This is a genomic window from Paenibacillus sp. F024 (genome assembly GCF_057814255.1).
Genome location: NZ_JBVASZ010000048.1, coordinates 1 through 24,424 on the forward strand (window position 1 = coordinate 1; position 24,424 = coordinate 24,424).

A 24,424-nucleotide genomic window follows, 5' to 3' on the forward strand; every position below is an offset into this window, starting at 1 on the left:
TAGGCAAAAGGAGCGGTCAAGCGCTCTTCTTGACGGCTTCTTTTGCCTATGAGATTCTCCAAGCAAGCGGAAGGGTTATGACTCTCGTTAATAGCCATCCACCCACCCAGTAGCGCGAAGAGCCAAAAATTTTATTATTTGAACACACCCGGCACGAACATAGAATGTTAGCGGCAATACAAGACCTTTTGACACCGGTATGGAAAAGAATGTGTGATGGGTGTCATCTAAATAGAGACACTGAAGAATTACTGAGACATGAGGGAGTAGAGATCGTTAATAAAAAGACATATTTGAATCAGATATTTATTGCATTTGAAGGAAGAAACGCTTGGAAGTAGATCATAGGGGCCTATTACTTCAGAGCAATTCACGCAGCGGTCCGGCAGAGTTAAACTTTGGGAGAGAGGGAATCCTGACGTTCTCATGAGCCTGGAAGGTAGAGCACTGCTCATTCCGGGCACTCTTTCCAATACCAAGATCATTCGCGCTATCTATTAATGCAGTATTTCGAAAGCAGCATTACAAAATATAATAAAAGACCAAGGAGCTGTCCTTTGGTCTTTTTGTTGAACTCAAAATTTTTTAAACATTAGATTCAGTTTTACCACATACGGACCTATGAATGACTAGAAATCGGGGATTCGTGGATTGACGGCACCGCATCGGCTGCTGAGGCATGCTAATCCGCTTTAACCCGAGCATCGAAACCGTGACGATAAGTATTGAAGTTCCTCTCTATATTTCATCACGGTCCTTCGGGAGATTTGAATTTTATCTTTAGCTAAGGCATCCATGATTTCTCTATCGGAGAGCGGCTTCTGTTTATTTTCGTTTTGAATAAGTGCTTTGATTTTGGCTTTTATATTTTCCGATGATGTCGCTAAGCCGTCTTCAGTGGACAACCCCGTCGTAAAAAAGAAATTTAATTCAAACAAACCGTGGGGCGTTTGAACATATTTATGTTGTACTGCTCGGCTCACGGTGGATTCATGTAATTGAAGTATATCCGCAATAACCTTTAACTTCATAGGTTTTAAATATGAAATGCCGTGTTCGAAAAAAGCGAGCTGTTCTTTTGTGATGGCTTGAATAACCCTGTGGAGCGTTTTCTGTCTTTCGTCAAGCCCACGGATAAGCCCATTGGCGGATTGCAAATGTGATCGTAAAAACGATTTCGCTTCATGATGCTCATTTTCACTGCAAAGCTGCAAATAATAAGAGTTTATTGATATTTTGGGGACCCCGGCTTCGTTCATGATAATGACAAAGCCGTCAGGATGCTTATGAATAGAAGCGTCCGGTATAATGTATTTAACGGACGAATGGCTATATGGAAGGCCGGGTCTCGGATTTAAGCGGCGAATATAAGCGGCTGCCTGAGATACTTCTTCCAATGAAATTTTCAATTGTTTGGCGATTCGTCTGAATCTTCCGGCGCCCAAATCAGGCAAGTAATCGCTTACGATTCGATAAGCAAAAGGGGCTGCGAGCTCATCCCTATTGATTTGCAGTTGTAAGCATTCCTTTAAATCTCTTGCGCCTACACCGGGGGGATCTAGAGATTGCAGGCATTGAAGCGCAGCATTCATATCCTCCATGCTCATTTGAAATCGATGACGGATTTCGCTTATATCCATGATAAGATAACCGTCGTCGTTCAAATTACCAGCCAAAAACCGTGCTGTTTTTTTATGCTTTTTAGAAAGCTCTACAAGTTCAAGTTGTTGAAGAAGAAGGCTTTCCAAGGTCTCGTCCGGGCAACGAATATGGTTGATCCATTCCTCTTGATATAGCTTTGAAAAAGAGCGGGTACCGGAACGTCCTTTTTGGGTGTATCCGCCGGGCGAATGCCAAATGATGTCAAGCAAAGGATTTCCTGCGGACTGTTCCTGCATATAATCAGATAGCTCCACGGATGAAAGCTGAAGGATATGAATAGACTGCATGAATTGCGGCGAGATGCTTAATTTATTCGATTGCACTTGCGTTAATGAAACATAAGAATTCATGCACTTTCCTCCTGACGGATGAGATCCTTACCAAAAGGAACTTTACTCCAACAGCTCGGCTCCTCCCCCACGGCAGGGTCCGCTTGTCGGATCTAGCCCTGTTTCCGGTTTATTCGTAATCAACGACTCCGTCGTAATGATTAAAGAGGCAATGGATGCCGCGTTATCCAACGCGGAACAAGTGACTTTGACCGGGTCTATAATTCCAGTTGAGATCATGTCAACGTATTGTTCGGTAAGGGCATTGAAGCCATGCCCCCAAGGCAGCGTTTTCACCTTTTCGGCAACTGCAGTTCCATCAAAACCGCAATTGGCGGCAATGGTTTGCAGCGGTACGGGGAGGATGTTCAGTACGATTTGGGCCCCGATCTTTTCATGGCCCTGCAGCGACTGAATCCATTCGGCCATCATTCCCGATACCTGCAATAAGGCAGTCCCGCCCCCGGCTACGATTCCTTCCTCCAATGCTGCGCGTGTTGCGTTTAATGCATCCTCCATTCTCAGCATTTTTTCCCGGCGTTCCACATTCGTCGTGCCTCCAACGGCTATGACGGCCACTCCGCTGGACATCTTGGATAAACGTTCTTGCAGCTTTTCTTTTTCCCATTCTTGGGTTGTATCTTCATATTGTTTACGGATTTGATTTCTTCTGCCTACAATTTCCGCCGGATCTCCATGTCCGTTAATGATGGAGGTGGTATCCTTGGTTACGCGTACCTGCCGGCAAGAACCCAAGTCGGACAAGGTCATACTTTCCAGCGTTAATCCGGAACTCTCCGAAATCACCTGACCGCCTGTTAAAATCGCGATATCCTCGAGAACCATTTTGCGATGATGTCCAAACTCCGGTGTGCGCACAACCACGACCTGCAGCGCATTGCGAAGCTGGCCGACCATGAGGGCCCCCAACACCTGATTCTCTACATCTTCCGCGATAATCAGAAGCGATCGCGATCTATCTTTGGTCAACTGTTCGGTAATGGGCAAAATCTGATGGATGGACGTCATTTTTTGTTCGACAATAAGTACATGCGGGTGATCAAGAATGGCCTCCATCGTCTCCGGATTTGTGACCATCTTGTGTGAAATATAACCGCGGTCGAATTGCATGCCTTCCAATACCTCCAGCGTAGTTACCGGGAGCTTGGATTCCGTTAAACTGACGATGCCATCCGTATCCACCTTCTCGAAAGCCTCTGCGATACATTGCCCGAGTTCCTTATCCTTGGCGGCAAGGGACGCCACCTCGGCAATAAGCTTCGGATTGTCCACGGAAACGGCAGATGCTTTAAGAGTATCGATAACCCTTTTGACAGCGAGTTCAATCCCTCTTTTTAAAAGAATAGGGTTAGCGCCGTTTCGAACCTCTTTTAACCCTTCCTTGACCATGGCCTGCGCAAGAACGGTTGCGGTGGTTGTACCGTCACCTGTACAATCGTTCGTATGACTGGCTACTTCTTTGACCAGCATGGCTCCCATATTTTCAAACGGATCCTCCAATTCAATCTCGCTGGCTATAAAAACACCATCGTTGGATACCAGGGGGGTAGCGAAAGGTCTATCGATAATTACATTGCGCCCTTTCGGTCCAAGTGTGGACCGTACAATAGCGGCAAGCTTATCGACTCCTCGTTCAAGAGCAGCGCGTGCATCTTCGTCCAATAAGAAAAGCTTCGTCATAAGGCTCATCCTCCAACTCTCAATAGGGTGGGGAGGAGGCCGGCAACCGTCCGGCGCTCCTCCTGCTGGTGTCGTTTAGGGGACCAAAACTGCCCGTCCGTTGATTTTTCCCTGATGCAGCAGGTTTAGTACGTCATTGGCTTCATCTAGTGCATACTTGGTGGAGTGGAGCTTTACCTTTCCCCGAGAGTGAAGTTCCATTAACTGATACAGCTCATTGTAATTTCCGACCAAACTGCCAACAATACTGATTTCATTGTTGATGATGTTCAGGGAAGGCACTTTTACGGTTCCTCCGTAACCGACAACAAAGTAGGTTCCTCCCTTGCGAAGCATTTGTATACTCTCGGCATGCGTTTGATCGTTGCCCACGAAGTCGATGATAATATCAACACCGCCTTGACCGGCTGTGAGGCTTTTTACTTGGGAAACCGTATGATGATTGACCTCTACGGCATGGATGGCTCCTAATTCCAATGCCATATTCAGGCGCTCCTTATTTTTATCGAGGGCAATGATATCGGCATTTCCTAATTCTTTCATCACTTGAACGCCGATATGTCCTAGTCCGCCCATCCCGATGATGAGAGCTTTGGTACCCGGCTTCGCCAAAGGAGCAGCTTTGCGGACAACCCGGTACGCCGTAATTCCTGCATCGGCAAACGGCGCGACATCAGCAGGGTTCACCTGTTCAGGCAAAGGAATGAGAGAACGTTCGGTTGTCTTGAGATATTGCGCGTATCCTCCATCTACGGTCAAGCCGGAAAACTTTAAGTTCGGACAATGCATATCCTCGCCGGCTCGACAGTTCAAACATTTGCCGCAGCTGGAGACGGGATGCAGGATCACCGGATCTCCCACCTTAAAGTGAGTGACGGCGGAACCGACTTGATGGACCCAGCCCGCATTTTCGTGACCGATGATATGGGGAAGCGCCGTGCCAAGCGTCTCTGCCCAAATGCCCTCGATCAGATGAAGGTCTGTATGGCAAACCCCCGCGCCTCCAATCTTTACAATCACATCATTAGGGTCTGTAATCGTCGGATCGGGCACCTGCTCTATACGCAAAGGTTCATTGTAATGATATAAACGCGCTGCTTTCATGGGTACATTCCTCCAGATCGGATGAGTTATTGTGATAACGGGTTTGAAATAATCCTTGGCAATAATGTCCATTAAACTCCATGCTCAGGCGGGTTCTGCGTGCAACGGCTAAGTATTCCGGGAAATCGGCCAGCTCCAACGGCTTGCCGTCAGCCTGTATGAAAGCTGTACTCTGCGGTTCGTTGCTGTGTCCAAGCTCCCCGCGAATGTCCAAGTATCGCTCTAACAATCCTTTGCCTTCCGTTGTACATGCCACAAGATCCGTTAAATCGCGAAGGGTCAAATGCAAGATCGCAGCAGGTTCAACTCCTTCATGAAAGAGATGCTGCAGCACTTTTTCTTGGCGGGTCAGGAATGCTTTAAGACGAAAGGTCTTTCGCAGTTCGTTAAGTTCTCCTGCTGCCATTTCCGGGAACGTTTCAGAGAAGGATTTACGTGTATTGACCCCGGTATTGATCTCAACCGAGTTGCAATGGTCCTCAAGGTTAACTTCGATGCTGCTTACCCAGGGAAGCTCCGAAACGCGGTCGCGAATATCCTCCGCCATAATGTAAGCAAAGTTTGTGGAGCACCAATAGGTAGGCAGGCGGAAGGATACTTTTACGGCATGCCCGTTAATCGTTACTTCGTTAATAAAGTCCAAGTCCGTTAGCGACCGGTCCAGCTCCGGATCATTGACAGTGGCTAATTTAGCAAAGACTTCTTCTCGCTGCTGCATACTGAACCCCCTTATCCCCATTTTTTTACATGGCGACCTGGTCGCCGGATAACTTTTCCTTGTGCGCTTCAATATCGATGCCATACAATCTGGCGGCGTTTTCGCCCAAAATTTTCTTTTTGACGGATAGACTCAAGCTGCTTCCCGTTTCCTTTTCAATATCCTCAGGCAGCTCGAAGGCCATAAATTTCTCGATCAGCCAACCCGGTTCCCAAAGCGCGTAATCGCTTCCAAATAAGATGCGATCTTCACCCACCCAGTACAGCAGTTCGCCCATGATTTGTGCAAAATACCGGGGGCGGCTGTGAATGAAAGGCATGGCTACGGCTAATCCCCCATAAACATTGGGCTCTTGCGTTGCGATCCAGCAAAAATCTTCTAAGCGGGGGAGCCCGCAGTGCTCCACAATAAAGTTCAATCCGGGGAAGTTTGATGCTGCTGCGTCAATATCCGCTACATCAAATGCATCCCTATTCAGGGGAGTGATCGTGGGTCCTTTATGCACATGAATGTTAACGATGCCGAGCTTTTCGCATTTCTCCAAGTACCTTTCAGCCCAAGGATCAGTAAGCTTATAGCCCTTAGAAGATCCCCGCCATTCCGCAGTATATAATTTAACGCCCGTAGCGCCGTGGTTTTTTGCCAGATATTCCAGATATTCAAGTCCCCGTTCCCCGTCGCGAGGATCAAAGGATCCATTGCTAATGAACCGGCCCGGATATTGTTTGGCAAGCAAGGAGTTTTTTTCAATATCGCCAAATGGAGCTTTATAAAAATCGGTTAGGAAGACGGGCTGAAAGATGGCCATGTCTACATATCCTTTTGCGAACACGTCATCGATCAGAGTCTGCGCATCGTATTTCAAAAATTTCTCCTTAGGCCATACATACTCTGCAGGACTAAGATTTTTGTGATAGTCGTAGAAGCAGTTGATAAATTCGGCGCCGTGGATGTTTTGCTGGTTCTCCACACTTGCGTCCCATAAAGCAATATGACTGTCTATTACGAAAATTTCTTCTCCATTTGCGGTTTTAAACATGTGAATCCCTCCATTAATTTGTCAATGCGATTCGGGAAATCCATATTACCTTATAAGCAATTGAGTAATTCTTTCAACCCCCTTCATTTGGTAATAAAAAACAAGGTTAGGAATTTCCCCTTTGCTTATATACAAAGCAAAAATCGTGCCAACATGATTATTTATCCCAATTTGAAGGACGGTAAAGAAAATTCTGGTTATAATACGTGTTCTTGGTAACGGTTTGGCCGGATAGAGAGGCTGGTTGCACGGCCACAAACCGTCGCAATGTTTCGCAACTGTCGCAGAAAGGGAACAGTAGTGTGACAAATAAGACGGACTTGAATTCATACTGTCGCACATGCATGGAAGGGCTCAGTTTCAGGTTTCGTGTTTCTTCCATAATACAGTATTCATTTTTTTATAACTTTTGATTTTAAGCTGGCTGCCAGATCACGTATTGGCATGAGAATTGCTCTGTTTAAGTGTGAGAGGAATACTATTCGGCTCCATCATAGGATTCTTTTCAAAACCATTCAAAGGAGGATTTTTTTATGGCATCTTCACTGTCGAAGATTAAGTCGCAACCCGGGATGAGCATCTCCGAAGCTCACAACAGGGTCAAGGATTTGGCATGGCTTCCGAGCTATGCGAAGGAATCGCTAAAATATCCGACGGATTACAAGTTTTCCAAGGCGCCTAAGGATACAATGAAGCAGGTACTGCGTTCATACTTCCCCATGGAGGAGGAAAAAGACAATCGGGTATTCGGTGCCATGGATGCCGCTCTTCGCGGAAATATGTTCCAGAACGCCGAACCGCGGTGGATTGAATGGATGAAGCTGTTCTTGGCCATTATTCCATTCCCGGAAATTTCAGCCTCCCGATCTATGGCGTTGTTAAGCAATGTGGTGCCGAATGACGAATTGAAGAATGGTTATACGATGCAAATGATCGATGAATTCCGGCATTCTACGATTCAAATGAATTTGAAAAAGTGGTATATGGAAAATTATATTGATCCCGTAGGTTTTGACATTACTCAAAAAGCATTCGGAAAGTGTTATGCAACCACGATCGGACGCCAATTTGGCGAAGGGTTTATTACAGGCGATGCGATTACTGCGGCCAACATTTATTTACAGATTGTCGCTGAAACAGCCTTCACGAATACGCTGTTCGTAGCCATGCCTTCCGAGGCTGCGGCCAATGGGGATTATGTGCTCCCGACCATTTTTCTGTCGGTGCAATCTGACGAGTCCCGCCATATTAACAACGGATACGGTACGCTGATGATGGTGTTGGGCGATTCGGATAATCACGACCTGTTAGAACGCGATATCCGATATGCGTTCTGGCAAAATCACGCTATTGTCGATGCGGCGATAGGTACCATAATCGAATACGGAAGCAAGGATCGGAATAAGAAAAAAGAATCTTACGCGGAGCTCTGGCGCAAGTGGGTATATGATGATTACTATCGCAGTTATTTAATCCCGTTGGAGAAGTATGGGCTTAAAATTCACCATGACGATGTGGAAGCGGCATGGGATCGCATAACGAAGGACTTCTACACGCATGGGGTGGCCCAGTTCTTTGCCACAGGCTGGCCGCTCAATTTCTGGCGAATCGATCCGCTTGAGGAGCGCGATTACGAATGGTTCGAAGCGAAATATCCGGGGTGGTACAACAAATTCGGAAAATGGTGGGATCACTATCGCGAGCTTTCCAAGGCCGGCAGTACGCCTATCGCTTGGGCTGACACTGGCTATGTTTACCCGCATCGTTGTTGGAGCTGTATGGTCCCCATTGTGGTACGTGAGGATCTCGTGGTGGACGAAGTAAACGGCGAGCTGCACACGTATTGCTCCGAACAATGCTGCTGGACGCATAAGGTTGCCTTTGCGGACAACTATAAAGGCCGCCCGACGCCGGCCATGGGGCGTTTCAGCGGACGCCGCCAATGGGAAGAGGTTTATCACGGCAGAGATCTGGCGGATGTCATGCAGGAATTAGGCTTTGTTCGTCAGGACGGGAAAACCTTGGTTCCTCAGCCGCATCTGCATTTTGAAGATAACAAGATGTGGACGCTGGACCATGTGAAAGGCTTTGAAGTCCGAAGTCCTTTATTGGATCTGAGGGCTATGTCTCCCGAGCAGCGCCAGAAGCACATTGCCGAATATCGAGCCGGTTTCAAGATCCATTAATCACTCGCTTCTAACGTATATCAGGGAGGAGTCAAATCATGACATACACAGTTACACTCGAGCCTGTGGGGGTACAGATGGAGGTAGAAGAGGGTGAAACCGTATTGGATGCGGCCTTCCGTCAGGGTATCGCTTTGATGCACGGCTGCAAGGAAGGGCAATGCTCCACTTGCAAGTCAGTCCTTCTTGACGGTGATGTCGAGATGGAGCGGTATTCCACCTTTGCACTTCCTGATTTTGAAAAAGAAGAAGGCCATATTCTTCTTTGCAAAGCGGTTCCATACAGCGATTTAACGGTTCAGCTGTTGCAGTATGATGAAGACGCTCTGAAAGTATCTGTTCCTATCAAAAGCTTCCGTACAACGGTATCCGAAATAGAATCTCTCACACATGACATAAGACGGATTGTATTAAAGCTGAATGAACCCGATCGGATCACCTTTCATGCAGGACAATTTATGGATGTTTACTTGCCGGGAACCAATCTATATCGTTCCTATTCCATGGCCAACAGCCCCAAACATTCAAACCGGCTTGAATTTATGATTAAAATTTTTAAGGGAGGAAAATTTTCCACTCTCTTGGATGAGCACCTGAAGGTCGGGGATGAGCTGGAGGTTCGCGGCCCATTCGGCAATTGTATCCGCCGTGAGGAACATACGGACGATATGCTTCTCATTGGAGGCGGGTCGGGTATGGCGCCGCTTTGGTCCATCCTCAATGATATGGTGGATAAAGGTGTGAAGCGCAACGTTACCTTTTTCTATGGAGCACGAACGAAACGCGATTTGTTTTATTTAGATCAATTTTCAGAAATCGCAAGCCGTTTTCCGGGATTCCGCTTCATTCCGGCCCTTTCGGAACCGCTTCCGGAAGACAATTGGGAGGGTGAAACCGGACTTATTACCAAGGTCGTGGAATCGTATCTGGATAAAACCAAGACAGTGTTGGAATTGGAAGTCTTTTTATGCGGGCCCGCACCGATGATCGATGCGACGATTCCGCTTCTTAGGGAGAAGGGTGTTGCGGCCGACCGGATTTTCTTCGATAAGTTTGTACCCGCATCCAACTGATCTCTAACAGTTTTCATTCAGAATCGGAGGTAGAGATATGAATAACGATGTCGAAGTTGTGAATTCTGCTGAAGCCGGCGTTAAAAAGTTCGTGGGCAGTGAAAGTCGTAAATTTAATTACTATCAACCTAAAGGCCGCCGTGCGACGATTTATGAGGATGTCACCGTCGATGTGCAGCCGGACCCAAATCGCTATCTGCTGCAAAATTGGATTATTTCTTTTGCCGACGGAACCCCCGCTTATTCGGAAAAGCATACAAAAATAAAGTCCTCGGACTGGCACGTTTTTCGCGATCCGAACGGGGAATGGGAGCGCACCCATTTTATTCGTCAGGCGGCTATCGAAAAACAGGTCTCTCTAACGATTCAAAATGCCCGTGCAGAAAATGCTTTTGAGAATCTCGATCAAACCTGGACTAAAATACTGCAAGATCACTTGGGTGCTTCAAAGCATCCGGAATACGGTTTGGGTATGCTCTTTCAATCGGCACAGCGTGACGGCATGTCACAGATGATTAACAATGCCATTCTGGTGAACGCCTCGGATAAATTGCGCTACGCGCAGGATGTCGCATTGTGTATCATGGATATCGCTCAAGATGTTAAATCGTTGGATGAAGCAGCGGGCAAGGAGAACTGGCTGCATAATCCTCTCTGGCAAGGGGTGCGCGAGGTTATTGAGCACCTCCCGGCTTCCACGGATTGGGCGGAGCAGGTTTTCGCAGTCAATTTAGTTTATGAGCCTTTGGTTGGGGAGCTGTTTCGAAGCGGCTTCTTGATGCAGTTTGCCGCATCTCATGGCGACTTTGTTACTCCGACCGTTGTTTCGACCGCAGAAGCCGACTTTGAACGCAACCTGTCCTATTCTTTTGAAATGTTTTCTATTCTGCTGAGCGATCCGCAATATGGAGATCACAATAAGAAAGTGGCAGGGGAATGGTTAAAAAAGTGGGTGCCGATGTGCGTGAAGGCCTCTCAACTGCTGCAGCCGCTTTGGTCGCAGCCTCGTGTGAAGGTAACGACGTTCGATGCATCCAAGAATCGTGCACACGAGCGTTTTAACGCCATATTAAAGCTGCTTGATTTAAATTTACCGAAGGGGGTCAAGCTGTGAGCAGCCAATTTGATCTGGAAAAAGGGTTCTCCAACAAATGCGGCATCACTTTAAGCGATAGCGTCGAGGGAAGAGTCATTGCCGACATTATGCGCGATAAACCCGATGTAGAAGTTACGCAATACCCGGCCATGATCCGAATTGACGGGGTAAGCGTATTGGAGTTTGACATGAATGAAATTAGTGAAGCTTTGGGGAGGGACTTTGACCCCTACAGTTTCCAGGTAGAGATGTCTACCCACTATGGCCGCATGATCCTAATGGATGACAAGGTATTGTTGTTTGCTAACCCTGACGATGCCAATGGATACGTCGGCGTTTAAATAAACAGATACTTCTCTTTTCCCTTTAGCTTATGCCCTGCGAACTGGAAGTCCGGGGAGAAATAGTTATAATATGCATACCGGTCTATGCGGCCACAGGCAATTCCGATTATCTATCGGTTAACCTAATCTTGAAAATGACTTAGCTGGCTGCTGTTGGAGGAAGGTCAATGAATACCCCTTTAAGCCTTGTATCTCATAGGCTGAAGGGGTATTTCACTTTCCAAAAAGCAATAAATTAAATTGATTTAATACATGAGTTGAGGTATACTTTAAAATAAAAAAAAGTTTGCTAATTTGTTTCCCCAAAAAGAAACCGCTTACATATACAAGGGCCATGCATCGGCTGCTGCGTTTAAAAACTTCCTAATTCCAATATTTTCAATTGAATCCTCCCCTCACGTAAGACTAAAATCCACAGGATATTTCATATGATTAGAGTAAATACACGATGATTTGAAGAAAAATACAATTGAATAACGGGTAATTTTAGGAGGTGTATCTCTACAAAATGAATCCGTATCTTGCATTAGATGCTTGGTCCTCCCCGGGTTTTACAAAATCCAAATTGGAGGCTGCTTGGGAGAGCTTTATACTCCAAAATTATTTGGATATCAACGTAAGGCCTTTAGTGCTGGAATCATGGAGGCGCTGTCATTTCCAAGGGGTTCATCCCCTGAAGCCCCAATCGGAGACTATTTTACCTGAGGATCATATTAAAGAGTACCTAATGAACAATCCGCTTGTATTTGATTTGGATTCCATATTGAGCGGGCTGGCCTATGATACCGGCCACTTGGTCGTATTGACGGACCCGAAAGGTACGATCTTAAAAATTGATGGAGATAAACGCTTAAGAGATAAAGCGGAGAAAATGAATTTTGTCGAAGGATCGTCTTGGGCTGAAGGCCATGCGGGTACGAACGCTATCGGCACGGCGCTTTTAAATGCAGCTCCCGTACAAATTTTTGCAGCGGAGCATTTTTGCAAAGAGGTACATAATTGGACTTGTGCCGCAGCACCGATTCGAGATCCGGCTACCCAGAGTATTCTGGGAATTGTTGATTTGACGGGTCCTTGGCAGTTTGCCCACCCTCACTCGCTGTCTGCAGTTGTTTCGGTTTCGAGGGTCATCGAAGAACGATTGCGCCACAAGCTGGAGCTGCAACGAAACAAGGTTATGGAGTACTGCTTAGACGGGACTTCAAACCAACGGAACACACTTTTCGTCGCCCTTGACCGTGGAGGAGTCGTGATCAAAGCATCTCCGAAATTGTATGAGCACGGCTGGATTAATTCGAACCATCGTCTTGTTGATAGTCCCATATATGCTTTAAAAACATGGTCAACGGAAATGAACTGGGAAATTGAGAGGAAAAACGGAAAATGGAGGTTTTTACTTCGCACCTGTTTTGACGAAGGGAACCCGATTGGGGCTGTAGTGCAGGTTATACCACCGAGCCTTGAGAACCGGCTAGCTGAGGGGGGTTCAACAAAATATTCATTTGCTTGCATCATTGGATGCTCCCGGAAGTTTTTGGCCGCCGTAACAGAAGCTAAATTTGCTACGAGAAGTGATTTTCCGGTTCTGATTGAAGGCGAAAGCGGCACGGGAAAGGAATTATTGGCGCAATCTATACATGCAGGCAGTTTCCGGGCAGAAGGCCCCTTTGTTGCAGTGAATTGCGGAGCTGTACCCAAGGAGCTCGCAGCGAGTGAATTTTTTGGCTATGAAGGCGGTGCGTTTACAGGCGCCATAAAAGAAGGCAGAGCGGGGAGATTTGAACAAGCCAATGGAGGAACCTTATTTCTTGATGAAATCGGGGAAATGCCGTTGGACTTACAGACGCTATTGCTGCGAGTTCTAGAGGAGCGGGAAGTCGTACGTCTGGGCGGAAAAAAAATAATCAAGGTAAATTTAAGGATTATTGCAGCCACCAATCGAAATCTTCTTGTTGATGTTGAAAACGGTAAGTTTCGTCGCGATCTTTACTATCGACTAAATGTACTATCATTGCGTGTGCCTCCTTTGCGGGAAAGAGAGGGAGACATCCCTCTGCTATTAAATCATTTCATGCAAAAAGCTTGCTCAGAGATTGGACAATCACCGCCGGCACGATTCGATGAGGAAGCTATGCGAATTCTCGAGGGTTATGATTGGCCTGGAAACGTCCGTGAATTGCGAAATATTGCTTATCGGATTGCCGCCAGATCTAACGGAAATGCTGTGCGCGTTGCTGATTTGCCGGAGGAAGTGCTGGGCTGCAGGATGAAGCAAGTGATTAAACCGAATATGTCCCTTTTAAGGAGTAAAGGCAGGAATCAGGAGATTGAACTGATTCGTTCGATTCTCAATGAGTTCAATGGGAATGTATCAGAAGCGGCCAGCAGGTTAGGTGTTCACCGCAGCACGATCTATCGGAAGCTTGGCCGGGATCTAAGAAGCTGACCAGACAAGAGGGTGGAGAATTTATGGAAGGCAAAAAAGTAAAATGGGGTGTATTAAGTATACATCCATCGAGTAATGAAGATTTATTAGCTGTCTTTAATCATTCTCTTATTGCAGATTTAGTTCAACACGATCATGGTCATTATGAAGAAATCATCCATGATCCCGATGTGGATGCAGTATATATTCGATTACCAAGTAACCTGCGGCTATTGTGGGCATTAAAGGCCGCCAATGCCAAGAAACATGTCTTATGTGAAGAACCGGCTGCTATTAACGCACGGGACGCAGCACAAGTAATGAAAACGTGCAAAGACAATAAGGTCCTTTTTATGGACTCCGGTTATCGAATTCCCCATCCACAACACACCGAGGTCAAGCATTTAATTGAAACAGGCTTCATTGGCGATATTAGCATGATAAAATTGAGCTTTTCCTTCCCTGCCGGCATGAAGGAGTTTATAAACGAAGAATGGTATTGTCCTGTTTCCGATGGTCTAAATTCCATTCGACATATTCTTCAACGGGAGCCCTTGAATATTGTTGCTTTAGGGAAAGGGAAACAAAACGAAGCATATCAGACAATCATAATGATTTTCGACTACCCGGGCAGTATCCAAGCGCTTGTGGACTGCAGTTGCGATACGATGATGCGAAATGAATATGAAGTGATTGGTACAAGGGGCATCATTAAGCTCCCTTGTGCGTATCGTCCTGATTTGAACGGTGGCGATGGCGTGATTTGGGTGCAAACAGAAAACGACAAAAAAGAAATAACGATAAAAGGGAATCGAAATTTACACAGCATCGAACAATTATCCGAATGCATTCTACAGGGGAATCTAACTGACAATTGCGGGGAAACCCAATGGAAAAACACTAAAATTTTTGAAGCCATTGAACAGTCTCTGAACAACAATGCCGAAAGGACGCGAATCGAGAACAAGTTTTTGGAAGACGGATGGGCGGCGGAATGCGGTATATCCTCTTTTTTGACAAGATGATATTGGAGGATGCAAAGCGAGACATTCTATGACAGGCCGGCTAAGCAATGAACAAAGGCAAATCCGTTCGAAAGGCGGAGACGCAAAGCCACGGGTCTAAGCTATCGGTTCATGCGGATGGAATGATAGCCGGGTTGCTCAAGCAGCCTGGCTTTTTTGGTTTTCCGCACGATTTGCACGTATCTTTCATCCGATTACTCATCCACATACCTTGTTGTATTCCTTGTCACTTCTTGTAGAGATGGCGACTTGTCATAAGCTAATAAAGAACATGATGGTGTGAGAGTATTCATAAAACAACAAAATTCCTACAAAACCGTTGACGCGAAAGCGCTTTTATCTTATATTAAAAACAGTTAACTGTTAACACTTTGGAGTGAAGCCGTATGATTCATTTAAAAACCGTTGATAAACAAAAAATAGGTGAGCAGGTACTTATTATTTTAAGAAAAAGTATTATGCTCGGTGATATAAAAGCCGGCTCTCATCTCAAGGAAACTGTTTTATCCAAGGAATTGGGTGTAAGCAGAGGGCCTATTAGAGAAGCAATTGTTCAGCTCGAAAATGAAGGGCTAGTGACTACACCTTCAAACGGTAGAAGTGTGGTTGAAGGTTTTTCTATAAAGGATCTGGAGAACTTGTATCATACGAGGATCCAGCTCGAAAAATTTGCAATCTCTCAAATTACCCCAGAAGCAATAGAGCTGGGGAAAGCGGAGATGTACCGTTATGTGCAAAATATGGAGGACGCACTATTAAAAGGGGAGCGTGATGTGGAATCTGATTTAACTTTTCATTTTATGCTTATTCAACTTACAGGCAATAAGACGCTAGTTCAGTTATGGAAGTCACTCAATGGGCCAATTAAAACATTGATTGACGTTACATCGGATTTTACAATGAACCATCAAAAAGAAATCATTGAAGAGCATTTTAAGATTGTTGAGTTCCTTGAACGCGGAGAAAACGAACAAGCTCAAGCCGAGTTAGTACATCATCTTCAAAATGCCGGGGAATTTTACAAACAAGCTGCGAAACGTTTAAGAGAGGATGAACAAAACCAGTGAACAAAAAAGTGAATTGCGCCATCATCGGTTCGGGAAACATCGGTACCGATTTAATGTACAAATTGCTTAGAAGCGAGACGCTTTCGCCTGCTGTAATGATAGGTATTGAACCGCAATCCAAGGGGCTGGCGTTAGCGCGTGAAAACGGATTGCAGACGATCGACACGGGAGTTTCCGGGTTTGAAGCCAATTCGTCCTTAGCTGAAATTGTATTTGATGCAACGTCGGCCAAAGCGCATTACCATCACGCCGAAGTATTAAAACGGTTGGGCAAGAAGGTGGTTGATCTTACTCCTGCTGCGGTAGGACCTTTTGTCATCCCTTCCGTTAACTTAAATGAAGAAAGCGTTAAACAACTTGATAACGTCAATATGGTTACATGTGGTGGACAAGCCACTGTACCAATAATGAAAGCGATTACTAGAGTGGCCCCTGTGGAATATGGTGAAATCGTGGCCTCTGTATCCAGTAGAAGCGCAGGCCCGGGGACAAGACAAAATATTGATGAATTTACAATCACAACGGCCCGTGCACTGGAAAAAATAGGAGGAGCGCAAAAGGCCAAGGCGCTTATTGTCTTAAATCCTGCTGATCCGCCGATCATCATGAGAAATACGATTTATGCCAAAGTATCAGAAGATTCTTACCATAAAGAGAGTGAGATTAAGGCGTCGATCTATGACATGGTGGAAACGGTAAAGAGTTACGTTCCGGGGTACCGCCTTATGTCAGAGCCCGTTATGAGGGACGGGATTGTCAAAGTCTTTATTGAAGTGGAAGGGCTTGGCGATTTCCTGCCGATCTATGCAGGTAACTTGGATATCATCACTTGTGCTGCTGTGAAAACAGGTGAACTAATGGCTGCATCGTTGGTACAAAAGGAGAATGTATAATGAACAAAAAAATTCTAATTAATGATGTTACATTGCGGGATGGGATGCATGCAATTTCCCATCAGTACACGGTAGAGCAAATTGCTCAACTGACAGAGCTCATTGATGATGCAGGTGCGGATATTATCGAAGTTACGCATGGTGATGGGCTGGGCGGCAGCTCGATACAGTATGGATTTTCGAAAGAGACGGAGGAAGACATGATCTCTACCGCAGTAGCTGCGGCCAAAAAGGCCAAAATCGGCGTGCTGCTGATTCCTGGGATAGGGACGATTGAGCATTTGAAAAAAGCGAGGGACCTGGGAGCGTCGGTGGTTCGGGTAGCCACTCACTGTACCGAAGCGGACGTTTCGGAGCAGCATATTAAAGCAGGTCTGGCTTTGGGTATGGATACGGTGGGCTTTCTGATGATGTCACATCGGGCTGATCCGGAGCAGCTTGTAGAAGAAGCAAAAAAGATGGAATCGTACGGAGCCCAAAGCGTTTATGTTGTAGATTCAGCCGGCGCTTTAACGATGGACGATGTACGTCGCAGGGTTTCATTGTTCAAAGAAAAGCTGCAGATCGAGATCGGCTTTCATGCTCATAACAATCTTTCGCTCGGCGTGGCCAACTCGATTGTTGCCATGGAGGAAGGTGCCACGAGAATTGACGGAAGCCTGGCAGGGATGGGAGCCGGAGCAGGGAATGCGGCACTCGAGCAATTGATAGCAGTGATGAACAAATTACATATCCCGCACAATATCGATCTATATAAGGTCATGGACGCTGCAGAGAATGTGATGAAGCCGATGATGGTAAGACCTGTCCAAATCGATAGACTTAGCCTAACTCTTGGGTATACGGGCGTATATTCTTCATTTTTATTATTTGCTGAACGGGCAGGTAAAGAGTATGGAGTAGATGCCAGAGATATACTAACTAGAATAGCTGAATTAAAGGCGGTTGGTGGTCAAGAAGATTGGATAATAACGGTGGCTCAAGAACTAGCCCATAAATAATGAAATTAAAAAAAGGGGAGTGTTATAAAGATGAAAAAAGGTAAATATTTCTTAGCGGTAATGATGTCGGGTTCACTAGTATTAGCGGCTTGTTCCAATTCGTCTAATGGAACAGATAACGCAAGTGCAAGTGCGGATAAAACGTTTGTTATTAAAGCCGGGCATGCTACATCGCAAGAGCATTTTGGCCATAAATCCTTTGAAAAATTCAAAGAAATTGTAGAAGCTAACAGCAATGGAAAAATCAAAGTAGAGATTTATCCAAATGGTCAGCTTGGCGGTGAAAGGGAAATGATTGAAGCTATTCAGTTAGGTAATCTAACGATGGCTGCTCCATCTTCCGCTCCTTTAGTCGCCTTCTCGAAACCAATGGCATTATGGGATCTTCCATATGTATTCAATGATTCAGCAACAGCGCATAAAGTACTGGATGGAGAGGTCGGTCAACAAGTTCTTAGCGCACTTTCTGAAAAAGGGATTAAAGGGCTTGTTTACTGGGAAAATGGATTCCGTCATTTGACGAATAATAAGCATGCCATTAAAAGCGTGAATGATATGAAAGGAATTAAATTACGCACGCTTGAAAGCCCGATGCAAATCAAAGCATGGTCTGCAACAGGTGCCAACGCCACCCCGATTGCGTTCACAGAGCTTTACGCGGCTTTGCAGCAAAAAACGGTCGACGCTCAGGAAACGCCGCTCTCACTAATCTATTCTCAAAAATTTTATGAAGTACAAAAATATTTGACCCTTTCCGGTCACGTTTATTCGCCTTGGCCTGTGATTATCAACAAAAAGTTTTATGATGGTCTGCCTCAGGACCTGCAGAAAGTGGTTATGGATGCAGCTGTAGAAACCCAAAAGTATAATCGCCAGCTTTCCAAAGAGGATGCGGAGAAAGCGCTTAAGCTTTTAGTGGATAAGGGAATGGAAGTAACAGAGCTGCCTAATGAGCAGAAGCAAGGATTTAAAGATGCGATGAGTGCTGTTTACGCAGACATCAAAGCTGAGGTTGGGGCTGACATCTTCGACAAACTAATGAAAGAGACTACTAAATAGGAAAATTTGTACCTCCTAAAAGGAGCATTCCTGCTATAAGGATGCTCCTTTCCTAGAAAGATGTACATTCTATCTTATATCATTAGGGGGGGCCGGGTATCATGCTGAAGAAGATAGATCATCACTTTGAAAAAATGATCGTTTCACTTTTTATGTTAACGATGATTATTCTTATTTTTATTCAAGTCGTATCAAGGTATGTGTTCGGTGATTCAATTACATGGACGGAAGAAGCGTCGCGGTATTTATTTATTTGGCTTATTTTTCTGACCATCGGAGTTGGATTTAAAGAAAATAAACACATCAGTATTGACATAATCATAGACCTTTTTCCTGTATTTATTCAAAAAGTGTTAAAACAAATGACATACTTGCTGGTTTTTGCCCTTTCGGTCCTATTTACGTATCAAGGATTTGTTCTAGTGGGACAAATGTTTGAATTCGGACAAACATCGGCTAATCTTGAATTGCCTATGTGGTTGGTCTACTCTTCATTACCCGTTGGATTTCTCTTGACATCGATTCGACTAATCAATGTATCCATTTCATTATGGAGTCACAAGAGAGGGGAGCAGGGCTAATGTCACCAGCTATCTTTTTATTTGCATCCTTGATTATTTTACTTTTGTTATCCGTTCCCGTTGGGTTTGCCTTGATCCTGTCCAGCGTAGTAACCATTCTTTTTACGAGTATTGAATTGCCCTTTAGTTTGATTACCCAGGTGTTAATTACAGCGAACGACTCTTTTCCCTTAATGGCCATCCCATTTTTCATTCTAGCCGGGGACCTCATGGGTAGAGGAGGCATTTCGGAACGACTTTTTAAGGTTGCCAATGCATTTGTAGGCCACCATACAGGAGGCTTTGCGATTGCGACAGTGTTAACAGCTATGTTCTTTGCCGCCATTTCAGGCTCAGGGCCAGCTACAGTAGCTGCAATTGGTTCTATCATGATTCCTGAAATGGTCAAAAAAGGATATGACAAGGTATTTGCTACCGCTCTTGTCGCAGCTGCAGGCACGATTGGAATTGTTATTCCGCCAAGCATCCCGATGGTCATTTATGGAGTTTCGGCTAATGTTTCGATTGGCGATATGTTTTTGGCAGGGATTATCCCCGGAATTTTAATGGGACTCAGTTTAATTATCTGGGCTGTAATTTATGCGAAGAAAAATCAGTTTGCCAAGTCGCCGAAAGCAAATTGGAAAGAACGTCTTCAAGCGGTTAACGAAGGAAAATGGGCTTTACTCATGCCTGTTATTATTCTTGGTGGAATTTACGGCGGGATCTTTACCCCCACGGAAGCGGCTGTGGTAGCCGTCATTTACGGATTTATTCTGAGCATGCTTGTATACCGTGAGTTAAAATGGAAGGATTTAATTGCAGTGATCAAGTCGTCTTCGGTCACCACAGGAACCATTATGATCATTGTGGCTGCAGCAGCTATTTTTGGCAGAATTCCCGAATGAGATTGCCCAAACGGTTATTTCCTTATCGGATAATCCTTTCATCTTTCTGCTTCTGGTCAATATTCTTCTATTGATTGTGGGTACATTTATGGAAACGATTGCTTCTGTGATTATCCTAACCCCCATTCTTTTTCCTTTAGCAACCGGATTGGGAATTGATCCTATTCATTTCGGTATCATAATGATTGTTAACCTGAGCATCGGATTTATTACCCCCCCTCTGGGCTTGAATCTATTTGTGGCTTCGGGGGTTTCAAATTTGAAAATAGAGACGATCTCCCAAAAGATCATGCCTGGCTTCTTAGCTTTGGTAACCACTTTGTTAATCATTACATACGTTTCGTGGTTGTCTCTTGTATTTATATAGAGGAAAAGAGGAGAGAGAATCTTGAAAAAAGCATTTAAAATTACATTAGTCGATTATGAATGGAACGATTTGGCGATTGAAGAGGGAGCGATTAAAAACGCGACCAGAGATGATCTTCCGATTGAACTCCAAGTTTTGCAAACTCGGGATAAGGAGACCATTGTTCAGAACGTCCAAGATTCAGACGCCATTTTAGTGTTGTATGCCAATATTGATAAAGACGTATTACAAGCTGCCTCCAGGGCAAAGATTGTTTCCCGTTATGGCATCGGGGTAAATATGATTGACATACAAGCCGCCTCTGATTTGGGGAAAATGGTGGCCAACGTGAATGATTATTGCATCGATGAGGTATCCGATCATGCCCTTGCATTTATATTATCCAGTGCCCGCAGGCTTTTTGACTATAATGATCAAGTGAAGCAAGGGCACTGGGATTTTAAAAAAGCAACGATTCCTTTAAGAGCTTCCGATGCGGTAGTCGGCTTAGTTGGCTTCGGCAAAATACCGGCCCGGCTCGCCGAAAAATTAAATGGTATCGGTTATCAGGTTTGGGCGTATGATCCGTTTGTAGATAAGGAGACAATGGAAAAGGCGGGAGTGGTGAAAGCAGAATTAAATGAGCTGCTGGCCGGCAGTGATTTTATTTCCGTTCATGTTCCATTAATCGATCAGACTCATCATCTGTTATCCGGAAAAGAATTTCAATTAATGAAAAAGACAGCGTATGTGATTAATACGGCTAGAGGTCCGATTATTGATGAAGAAGCCCTTATTGCTGCTTTACAAGAAGGTTTAATTGCCGGATGCGGGTTGGACGTTACCGAATCCGAGCCGCTACCGTCTGATCATGTGTTTAGAACCATGGATCAAGTTATATTGACCCCGCATGCTGCCTGGTATTCTGAAAAAGCGTTCCGGGAAATAAGGGAAAAGGCAATACAGAATATACTCGATGTATATGAAGGGAAAACCCCGCAGTATTTGGTGAACAGATCTGTGCTTGCTTAGCATGGATTGTTCAAATAGCTTTACTACGTTACCATAAGAAAGTATATAAAGAGCACATACCAAAAAATAACGAATGGATATAAGGGTTAAAAAAGTGTAGGAAATGTCTGTAAAGCACGTGATGGAATGACTTGTTAATGCAAGTGATCACGGTTGCTTTATAGGGCTTGGCCTCACTTTTTTTTGTTTTAGTCTCCTTAGATTGCATGACGGTTGGGGGGAATTCCTTAATAAAATTAGAAGATGTAATAATATGTAAATAAATCCTGCATGTGTCTTTGTTGTGTAAAACCAAAAGTTTAAAATATAGTTATATTTTGTTATAATTTTAAAAATAAATGAGATCGTAAAATGAAGTAATTGATACATCCCAGAACATCATATATACGTTGCAGCAAGGAAGTGCCTTAAACCGTGATGTGGCAGAAAGGAAATGAATTTGCATGGGCGATATATTATATGTTTCTGACCTGGACGGAACATTGTTGAATGATGACCAGGTGTTAAGTATACAAACGATCGAAACCCTCAATGAGTTAATTGAACAAGGGATGAAGTTTTCAATCGCTACCGCGCGGTCTATCGAATCCGCCAAAGATATACTTAAAGAGTTACATTTGAATATACCCATCGTATTAATGAATGGAGTATTTATATATGATGTCCAACATGAACGAAACCTGAAGACGAATTTTTTATCCAATTTGCTAGGCGCCCGAATTATTCAAGCTTATTTGCAAGCAGGGCTTAATCCTTTAGTATACACCGTTGATCGGGATGGAAACTCAAAAATCTATTATAAAGGCATTTTTAACCGGAGTGAAGAGAAGTACATAGGCGGCAGATTAAGTAAGGGAGATACCCGATTTAAAAGAGTTTCCCATTATGATGAGTGTATGAATGACCACTTGATTACGATCAATGCTATTGATACTGCAAATCATTTGGAATCCGTATATCAACAGTTGAAGGATGAGCCGGAATGCATTTGTCACTTTGGACCTGATATTTATGCTCCAGGTTATCATTGGCTTGAAATATCGGACCGCCGCGCTACGAAGAAAGAAGCGGTATTATACTTAAAGCGGAAATATAGCTTCAAAAAACTAGTTTGTTTTGGAGATCATTTAAATGACCTATCAATGTTCGAAGCAGCTGATGAGAAATATGCGGTAAGCAATGCTCATGAAATGATCAAGAAAGCGGCAGACCGGATCATTGGATGCAATAATAGGAATGGGGTTTCCGCCTTTTTAAGATCCGTCTAGGAATGCATCAGAATAAAGCTGGCGACTTGATGATGCGGTATAGGAAACAAAAAGAGATAGAGGAGCATTCGTTGAAAGTACATGAACTGGCATTTTTGTCTTTGCGTTTATTATCCGTCTATAAGTGAATGGGTAAGAATCCGGCTCAATCCGACGGAAATAGTCTAAGAATAGAAATGAGTGGATGGCATGAGCAAAAGAGTTGTGATCGCCGGTGGAACGGGATTTATCGGACAATATTTGGAGGGTAAATTTAAAAACTTGGGATATGAAGTGAGGATCATTTCCAGACAGGACGGTCATATCTCATGGAAGGATCGCACGGGAATGGTTGAAGCTCTGGAAGGTTCCGACATGCTGATCAATCTTGCCGGAAAATCTGTGAACTGCCGATACCATACGAGGAATAAGGAAGAGATCCTAAAGTCGAGGACGGAGACAACCAAACTGCTCGGAAATGCCATAATGGAGTGCGAAAGGCCTCCTTCCTTATGGATCAATTCCAGTACAGCAACGATCTACAGACATGCGGAAGATCGTCCGATGACCGAGGATCACGGGGAATTGGGGTCAGGCTTCTCCGTTGATGTAGCCAAAGCATGGGAGGACGCCTTTTTTTCTTTTCAACTGCCACATACCAGGCAAGCGGCCTTAAGAATAGCTATTGTACTAGGAGATAGCGGCGGGGTTATCGATCCGATCAAAAATCTGATCAGGTTCGGACTTGGAGGAGCTCAAGGGTCTGGAAATCAAAAGTTTAGTTGGATTCATATCGAAGATTTATATTATATTATTCTCTTTATTAAAGCGAATGAAGAGTTGAGAGGAGTATTCAATTGTTCGTCACCTCACCCTATCACTAATCGGGAGTTCATGAAGCAATTTCGAGATGCCATGAATATCCATGTGGGATTGCCATCTCCCCAATGGATGCTTGAGGTCGGCGCATATTTCATCAAAACGGAAACGGAATTGGTCTTGAAAAGTCGTTGGGTGATTCCCGATCGATTAGTGAGAGAAGGATATACGTTTAAATTCGAAAAAATCGATATGGCACTCAGAGATATACTGTAGAGGCCAAAGCAGGGGCTAAAGCGCTAAAAGAACATAAGCAGGTGAACGAACTGATTGGTTTAACGGTAATAAAAATCGTGATTTCCGTACTCATCATATTTGGATTAGCGGAGATATCCAAAAGAGTCAATCCTCAAATCGCCGGGATGATCTCCGGGCTTCCTCTGGGTACGGGACTGTCCATTTACTTTATATCGTTGGAGCAGGGTGTTGATTTCACCCTAAGCGGGGTACCTTGGGGGATGGCCGGATTAGCGGCTGCACTTGTATTTTGTCTAACATACCTGCTTATTGCCAGAAGACTGATCTTGAAATCGAAAGCCGCGGCTATTTTCTTATCATCTTTGGGTGGTATTTTCGCCTTTGCAGCGGCAGGGTATATGATTTATGCTTCTTCGCTATAGTTCGTTGCTGAGGTCTGCTTAATAGGTTGATTGTCAATACTGCTGAGTAAGAACATTACTAGGGCGGGATGAACAATGTGGACCTCCGCAAGCAGTAAGGATAATCTGAT

The 24,424-nt window shown here is 44.6% G+C and carries 20 protein-coding genes, 1 pseudogene and 1 riboswitch; of the genes and pseudogenes, 16 read left to right on the forward strand and 5 right to left on the reverse strand.

Translation table 11 applies throughout. The features are described from left to right. Window positions 1-692: 692 nt before the first annotated feature. The 5 genes from rpoN to ACZYR9_RS25270 form a co-directional block, all read right to left on the reverse strand. Window positions 693-2,012, reverse strand: a complete 1,320-nt coding sequence (gene rpoN / locus ACZYR9_RS25250; protein ID WP_488981168.1) for an RNA polymerase factor sigma-54 — start codon at window positions 2,010-2,012, stop codon at window positions 693-695. A 42-nt stretch (window positions 2,013-2,054) separates the two neighbouring features. Next, entirely contained in the window at window positions 2,055-3,692 is a 1,638-nt protein-coding gene (gene groL / locus ACZYR9_RS25255; RefSeq protein WP_488981169.1) for a chaperonin GroEL, read from the reverse strand. A gap of 75 nt (window positions 3,693-3,767) precedes the next feature. Beyond that, entirely contained in the window at window positions 3,768-4,796 is a 1,029-nt protein-coding gene (locus ACZYR9_RS25260; protein WP_488981170.1) for an NAD(P)-dependent alcohol dehydrogenase, read from the reverse strand. After that, window positions 4,765-5,514, reverse strand: coding sequence for an iron-sulfur cluster assembly protein (locus ACZYR9_RS25265; protein WP_488981171.1), 750 nt, complete (start codon window positions 5,512-5,514; stop codon window positions 4,765-4,767). The genes ACZYR9_RS25260 and ACZYR9_RS25265 overlap by 32 nt, the downstream gene beginning before the upstream one ends. Window positions 5,515-5,539: 25 nt before the next feature. Further along, window positions 5,540-6,553 (reverse strand): amidohydrolase family protein, encoded by a 1,014-nt coding sequence (locus tag ACZYR9_RS25270; protein ID WP_488981172.1) that lies wholly within the window; start codon window positions 6,551-6,553, stop codon window positions 5,540-5,542. A 533-nt stretch (window positions 6,554-7,086) separates the two neighbouring features. Between ACZYR9_RS25270 and ACZYR9_RS25275 the strand changes: the two genes are divergently transcribed. From ACZYR9_RS25275 to ACZYR9_RS25350, 16 genes and pseudogenes are all read left to right on the forward strand, one after another. Further along, a complete protein-coding gene (locus ACZYR9_RS25275; RefSeq protein ID WP_488981173.1) occupies window positions 7,087-8,739 on the forward strand; it encodes a ferritin family protein in 1,653 nt (550 codons plus the stop codon). 38 nt (window positions 8,740-8,777) lie between these two features. Then, window positions 8,778-9,812 carry an NADH:ubiquinone reductase (Na(+)-transporting) subunit F gene (locus ACZYR9_RS25280; protein ID WP_488981174.1) on the forward strand — a complete coding sequence of 345 codons (1,035 nt, stop codon included), beginning with the start codon at window positions 8,778-8,780 and terminating at the stop codon, window positions 9,810-9,812. 37 nt (window positions 9,813-9,849) lie between these two features. After that, window positions 9,850-10,926 (forward strand): aromatic/alkene monooxygenase hydroxylase subunit beta, encoded by a 1,077-nt coding sequence (locus ACZYR9_RS25285; RefSeq protein WP_488981175.1) that lies wholly within the window; start codon window positions 9,850-9,852, stop codon window positions 10,924-10,926. After that, on the forward strand, window positions 10,923-11,249 hold the full coding sequence (locus ACZYR9_RS25290; RefSeq protein WP_488981176.1) for an MmoB/DmpM family protein: 327 nt from the start codon (window positions 10,923-10,925) through the stop codon (window positions 11,247-11,249). The genes ACZYR9_RS25285 and ACZYR9_RS25290 overlap by 4 nt, the downstream gene beginning before the upstream one ends. Before the next feature lie 511 nt (window positions 11,250-11,760). Next, window positions 11,761-13,698 carry a sigma-54-dependent Fis family transcriptional regulator gene (locus tag ACZYR9_RS25295; RefSeq protein WP_488981177.1) on the forward strand — a complete coding sequence of 646 codons (1,938 nt, stop codon included), beginning with the start codon at window positions 11,761-11,763 and terminating at the stop codon, window positions 13,696-13,698. Window positions 13,699-13,721: 23 nt separating this feature from the next. Then, window positions 13,722-14,702: a Gfo/Idh/MocA family protein gene (locus ACZYR9_RS25300; RefSeq protein WP_488981178.1), complete on the forward strand. Its 981-nt coding sequence runs from the start codon at window positions 13,722-13,724 to the stop codon at window positions 14,700-14,702. Window positions 14,703-14,748: 46 nt separating this feature from the next. Next, window positions 14,749-14,844: riboswitch (cyclic di-GMP riboswitch) on the forward strand. A 244-nt stretch (window positions 14,845-15,088) separates the two neighbouring features. After that, window positions 15,089-15,769, forward strand: a complete 681-nt coding sequence (locus tag ACZYR9_RS25305) for a GntR family transcriptional regulator (RefSeq protein WP_488981179.1) — start codon at window positions 15,089-15,091, stop codon at window positions 15,767-15,769. Then, window positions 15,766-16,662, forward strand: a complete 897-nt coding sequence (locus ACZYR9_RS25310) for an acetaldehyde dehydrogenase (acetylating) (RefSeq protein ID WP_488981180.1) — start codon at window positions 15,766-15,768, stop codon at window positions 16,660-16,662. Before ACZYR9_RS25305 ends, ACZYR9_RS25310 begins: the two co-directional genes overlap by 4 nt. Then, window positions 16,662-17,663 carry a 4-hydroxy-2-oxovalerate aldolase gene (gene dmpG / locus ACZYR9_RS25315; RefSeq protein ID WP_488981181.1) on the forward strand — a complete coding sequence of 334 codons (1,002 nt, stop codon included), beginning with the start codon at window positions 16,662-16,664 and terminating at the stop codon, window positions 17,661-17,663. The genes ACZYR9_RS25310 and dmpG overlap by 1 nt, the downstream gene beginning before the upstream one ends. Window positions 17,664-17,693: 30 nt before the next feature. Next, on the forward strand, window positions 17,694-18,722 hold the full coding sequence (locus ACZYR9_RS25320; protein WP_488981182.1) for a TRAP transporter substrate-binding protein: 1,029 nt from the start codon (window positions 17,694-17,696) through the stop codon (window positions 18,720-18,722). 101 nt (window positions 18,723-18,823) lie between these two features. Next, complete coding sequence (locus ACZYR9_RS25325; RefSeq protein ID WP_488981183.1) at window positions 18,824-19,303, forward strand: TRAP transporter small permease; 480 nt, start codon at window positions 18,824-18,826, stop codon at window positions 19,301-19,303. Then, window positions 19,303-20,557 (forward strand): annotated as a pseudogene (locus tag ACZYR9_RS25330) (TRAP transporter large permease). Before ACZYR9_RS25325 ends, ACZYR9_RS25330 begins: the two are co-directional and overlap by 1 nt. A 21-nt stretch (window positions 20,558-20,578) precedes the next feature. Then, complete coding sequence (locus tag ACZYR9_RS25335) at window positions 20,579-21,568, forward strand: C-terminal binding protein (RefSeq protein ID WP_488981184.1); 990 nt, start codon at window positions 20,579-20,581, stop codon at window positions 21,566-21,568. A 443-nt stretch (window positions 21,569-22,011) separates the two neighbouring features. Next, window positions 22,012-22,836, forward strand: coding sequence for an HAD-IIB family hydrolase (locus tag ACZYR9_RS25340; RefSeq protein ID WP_488981185.1), 825 nt, complete (start codon window positions 22,012-22,014; stop codon window positions 22,834-22,836). 189 nt (window positions 22,837-23,025) lie between these two features. After that, window positions 23,026-23,910, forward strand: a complete 885-nt coding sequence (locus ACZYR9_RS25345; RefSeq protein WP_488981186.1) for a TIGR01777 family oxidoreductase — start codon at window positions 23,026-23,028, stop codon at window positions 23,908-23,910. Between the two features lie 41 nt (window positions 23,911-23,951). Next, a complete protein-coding gene (locus tag ACZYR9_RS25350; protein WP_488981187.1) occupies window positions 23,952-24,314 on the forward strand; it encodes a hypothetical protein in 363 nt (120 codons plus the stop codon). The last annotated feature ends 110 nt before the right edge of the window (window positions 24,315-24,424 follow it).

Excerpts from the sequence above, each read along its gene's own strand:
- rpoN (WP_488981168.1), bottom strand. The coding sequence starts at position 2,012 with ATGAATTCTTATGTTTCATTAACGCAAGTGCAATCGAATAAATTAAGC.
- groL (WP_488981169.1), bottom strand. The coding sequence starts at position 3,692 with ATGACGAAGCTTTTCTTATTGGACGAAGATGCACGCGCTGCTCTTGAA.
- ACZYR9_RS25260 (WP_488981170.1), bottom strand. The coding sequence starts at position 4,796 with ATGAAAGCAGCGCGTTTATATCATTACAATGAACCTTTGCGTATAGAG.
- ACZYR9_RS25265 (WP_488981171.1), bottom strand. The coding sequence starts at position 5,514 with ATGCAGCAGCGAGAAGAAGTCTTTGCTAAATTAGCCACTGTCAATGAT.
- ACZYR9_RS25270 (WP_488981172.1), bottom strand. The coding sequence starts at position 6,553 with ATGTTTAAAACCGCAAATGGAGAAGAAATTTTCGTAATAGACAGTCAT.
- ACZYR9_RS25275 (WP_488981173.1), top strand. The coding sequence starts at position 7,087 with ATGGCATCTTCACTGTCGAAGATTAAGTCGCAACCCGGGATGAGCATC.
- ACZYR9_RS25280 (WP_488981174.1), top strand. The coding sequence starts at position 8,778 with ATGACATACACAGTTACACTCGAGCCTGTGGGGGTACAGATGGAGGTA.
- ACZYR9_RS25285 (WP_488981175.1), top strand. The coding sequence starts at position 9,850 with ATGAATAACGATGTCGAAGTTGTGAATTCTGCTGAAGCCGGCGTTAAA.
- ACZYR9_RS25295 (WP_488981177.1), top strand. The coding sequence starts at position 11,761 with ATGAATCCGTATCTTGCATTAGATGCTTGGTCCTCCCCGGGTTTTACA.
- ACZYR9_RS25300 (WP_488981178.1), top strand. The coding sequence starts at position 13,722 with ATGGAAGGCAAAAAAGTAAAATGGGGTGTATTAAGTATACATCCATCG.
- ACZYR9_RS25305 (WP_488981179.1), top strand. The coding sequence starts at position 15,089 with ATGATTCATTTAAAAACCGTTGATAAACAAAAAATAGGTGAGCAGGTA.
- dmpG (WP_488981181.1), top strand. The coding sequence starts at position 16,662 with ATGAACAAAAAAATTCTAATTAATGATGTTACATTGCGGGATGGGATG.
- ACZYR9_RS25320 (WP_488981182.1), top strand. The coding sequence starts at position 17,694 with ATGAAAAAAGGTAAATATTTCTTAGCGGTAATGATGTCGGGTTCACTA.
- ACZYR9_RS25325 (WP_488981183.1), top strand. The coding sequence starts at position 18,824 with ATGCTGAAGAAGATAGATCATCACTTTGAAAAAATGATCGTTTCACTT.
- ACZYR9_RS25340 (WP_488981185.1), top strand. The coding sequence starts at position 22,012 with ATGGGCGATATATTATATGTTTCTGACCTGGACGGAACATTGTTGAAT.
- ACZYR9_RS25345 (WP_488981186.1), top strand. The coding sequence starts at position 23,026 with ATGAGCAAAAGAGTTGTGATCGCCGGTGGAACGGGATTTATCGGACAA.